Origin of the sequence: Mesorhizobium sp. M7A.F.Ca.US.005.03.2.1 (assembly GCF_003997795.1) — a bacterium.
Classification (GTDB): Bacteria; Pseudomonadota; Alphaproteobacteria; order Rhizobiales; family Rhizobiaceae; genus Mesorhizobium; species Mesorhizobium ciceri.
This window is the reverse complement of record NZ_RZRP01000812.1, coordinates 1-2,833: the sequence shown is the minus strand read 5'-3', so window position 1 is coordinate 2,833 and position 2,833 is coordinate 1. Positions and strand designations below refer to the sequence as shown.

At 63.9% G+C, this 2,833-nt stretch carries 2 protein-coding genes; one reads left to right on the top strand and one right to left on the bottom strand.

All coding sequences use genetic code 11. From position 1 onward, the window contains the following. Positions 1–181: 181 nt before the first annotated feature. Entirely contained in the window at positions 182–1,123 is a 942-nt protein-coding gene (locus tag EN991_RS30725; RefSeq protein ID WP_127370159.1) for a phosphoribosylaminoimidazolesuccinocarboxamide synthase, read from the bottom strand. Positions 1,124–1,361: 238 nt separating this feature from the next. Here EN991_RS30725 and EN991_RS30720 point away from each other — a divergent pair. Beyond that, positions 1,362–2,833, top strand: a 1,472-nt coding sequence (locus EN991_RS30720) for a GMC family oxidoreductase N-terminal domain-containing protein (RefSeq protein WP_127370158.1), incomplete at its 3' end; no start/stop codon positions are given.

Genomic DNA, 2,833 nt, shown 5'->3' with positions numbered 1-2,833 from the left:
CAGCTATGGTACATTTTTGCCTATGGTGCTGATTTGCGCCAGTGACCCGCCGCACAGGCGGGTTTTTCGTTTGCTCCGTCAGCCAACACACCGGCGAAGGTTTCCGAGGACCGGTTAACCCGAGTTCGTAGACCCTGGGCATGGCCATGGGACGGCAGTTCGCATCACCGGCGAAGGTCGATCAGAAATAGCGCCTGAGGTTCGTGCGAATACGATCGAGCACGCTGTCCCCGGAAAGGTCCGGCGAGAATTCCTTGCCGGTGATCGCCTCATAAGCCTGCGCGTAAACCCGCGAGGCCTGTTCGACGATCTCGGCCGGTATCTCAGGTATCGGGTCGCTGTAGGGGTTGCAGCGCGCCGAGACCCACGACCGGACGAAATCCTTGTCAAAACTCTCCGGCCGGCTGCCGTCGGCGAGCGCCCGTTCGTAGCTCGATGCGATCCAGTACCGGCTGCTGTCCGGGGTGTGGATTTCATCGGCAAGAATGATGGTCCCGTTCCTGTCGGTGCCGAATTCGTACTTCGTGTCCGCCAGGATCAGGCCGCGCTCGGTGGCGCGCTGCTGGCCGCGGGCGAACAGCCGCAAAGCGTAGCCGGACACGGTGTCCCACTGCGCCTGCGTGAGAAGACCCTGTTCGAGGATCTCGGCTTTCGACAGCGGCTCGTCATGGCCGCCATGCGCGGCCTTGCTGGTCGGCGTGATGATCGGCTCGGCCAGCTTTTCATTGTCGCGCAGGCCGTCCGGCAGGCGGATACCGTACATGTCGCGGTCGCCGCGCTTGTAGCGCGTCAGGATCGAGGTGCTGGTGGTTCCCGCCAGATAGCCGCGCACGACGATCTCGACCGGCAGGATGTCGAGCCTCGTGCCGACGACGGCGTTCGGGTCGGGGTATTCGAGAACATGGTTCGGACAGATATCGGCGGTTTCCTCGAACCAGTAGCGCGCCGTCTGGGTCAGTATCTCTCCCTTGTAGGGGATCGAAGTCAGGATGATGTCGAAGGCACTGAGCCGGTCGGTGGCGATGATGATGCGCCGGCCATCCGCCAGATCGTAGTTTTCGCGGACCTTGCCGCTGTAGTGGCCCGGCAGTTCGGGAATGAACGCGTCAGGGAGGGTCCGCATATGATTTCCTGCCTTCCGCAGAGTGGCCAGAGCATAATTCCGAAAAGTTATGCGCCAAGATAGTGCCATCGCATAGGCTGTCGGGACGATAGATATCAAGCGCGATTGTCGGGAATCCCCGCAAACCTGATCGGTTCGACGGTCGCTTTTTTCACAACTGATGCCGGATGGCGCGGCGACTTCGGAATGCCGTCGCGTCTAGGCTGCAGCCAATTTTTCGGAGCCTCCCATTTCCATCATGCAGACCTATGATTTCATCATCGTCGGCTCCGGCTCGGCCGGCTCGGTCCTGGCTGAAAAACTGTCGGCCTCGGGGCGCTTCTCGGTGCTGGTGCTGGAGGCCGGCGGCAGCGACCGCCGCTTCTACGTGCAGATGCCGCTCGGCTACGGCAAGACCTTCTTCGATCCCGACGTCAACTGGAACTACAAGGCCGAGCCGGACCCGGGGCTCGCCGGCAATGCCGACCACTGGCCGCGCGGCAAGCTGCTCGGCGGTTCGAGCTCGATCAACGCCATGGTCTGGATCAGGGGCGCGCGCGAGGATTTCGATGCCTGGGCCGCCGCCGGCAATCCCGGCTGGGGCTATGACGATCTGCTGCCCGCCTTCAAGGCGCTCGAGGACAACCAGGCCGGCGCAGACCAATGGCGCGGCGTCGGCGGCCCGCTGCATGTCACAGACTGTTCGGGCGCCGTCCACCCGCTGACCAAACGCTATCTCGCCGCCGGCCAGCAGGCCGGCCTGCCCTTCAACCCGGATTTCAACGGCGCTGCCCAGGAAGGCGTCGGCGTCTACCAGATCTCGACCCGCAACGGCCGCCGCATGTCGGCGGCGCGCGCTTTCCTGCGCCCGGCGATGAAGCGCGCCAACGTCCGCGTCGAGATGAAGGCGCTGGCGACCAGGGTGCTGTTCGAGGGCAAGCGCGCCGTCGGTGTCGAATACCAGCAGAACGGCGAGACGAAGTCGGCGCGTGCCGGCCGCGAAGTCATCCTGTCGGGCGGCTCGGTCAACTCGCCGCAATTGCTGCAGCTGTCCGGCGTCGGGCCCTCCGCGCTGCTGAAAGGCCTGGGCATCCGGATGGTCCAGGCCAACGAGAATGTCGGCGCGCATCTGCAGGATCATGTCGGCATCAACTACACCTTCAAGGGCAAGCTGCCGACGCTCAACCAGACGCTGCGTCCCTGGTGGGGCAAGCTGCTGGTCGGCATGCAATATATCCTGACCCGTTCGGGCCCGCTGTCGCTGTCGATGAACAATGCCGGCGGCTTCTTCCGCACCGACCCGGCGGCGACGCGGCCCAACATGCAGCTCTATTTCCAGGCATTCTCGACCGTCATTCCCAAGAGCGGCGAGCGTCCCATCCTGACGCCCGACCCATGGCCGGGCTTTTCCATCGGCCTGTCCAACTGCCGCCCGTCGAGCCGTGGCGAGATCATGATCCGCTCGGCCAATCCGCGCGAGTACCCCAGGATAACGGCCAATGCCTACTCCACCAATGCCGATGTCGAGGAGATGCTGGCGGCGGTGAAATTCGTCCGCAAGATCGCCTCGATGCCTGCCATGGCCGAGATCATCGAGGAAGAGGTTTTGCCAGGCCCGTCAATCACTTCCGATGCAGACCTGATTCAGGATTTCAGGAAGCGCTCGGGCACCGTCTATCATCCGGTCTCGACCTGCCGCATGGGGCCCGATCCGGCGCGCGCCGGATCGGG

Bases quoted from the DNA above. Each gene is read 5' to 3' on its own strand.
- EN991_RS30725 (WP_127370159.1), bottom strand. From the start codon at position 1,123: ATGCGGACCCTCCCTGACGCGTTCATTCCCGAACTGCCGGGCCACTAC.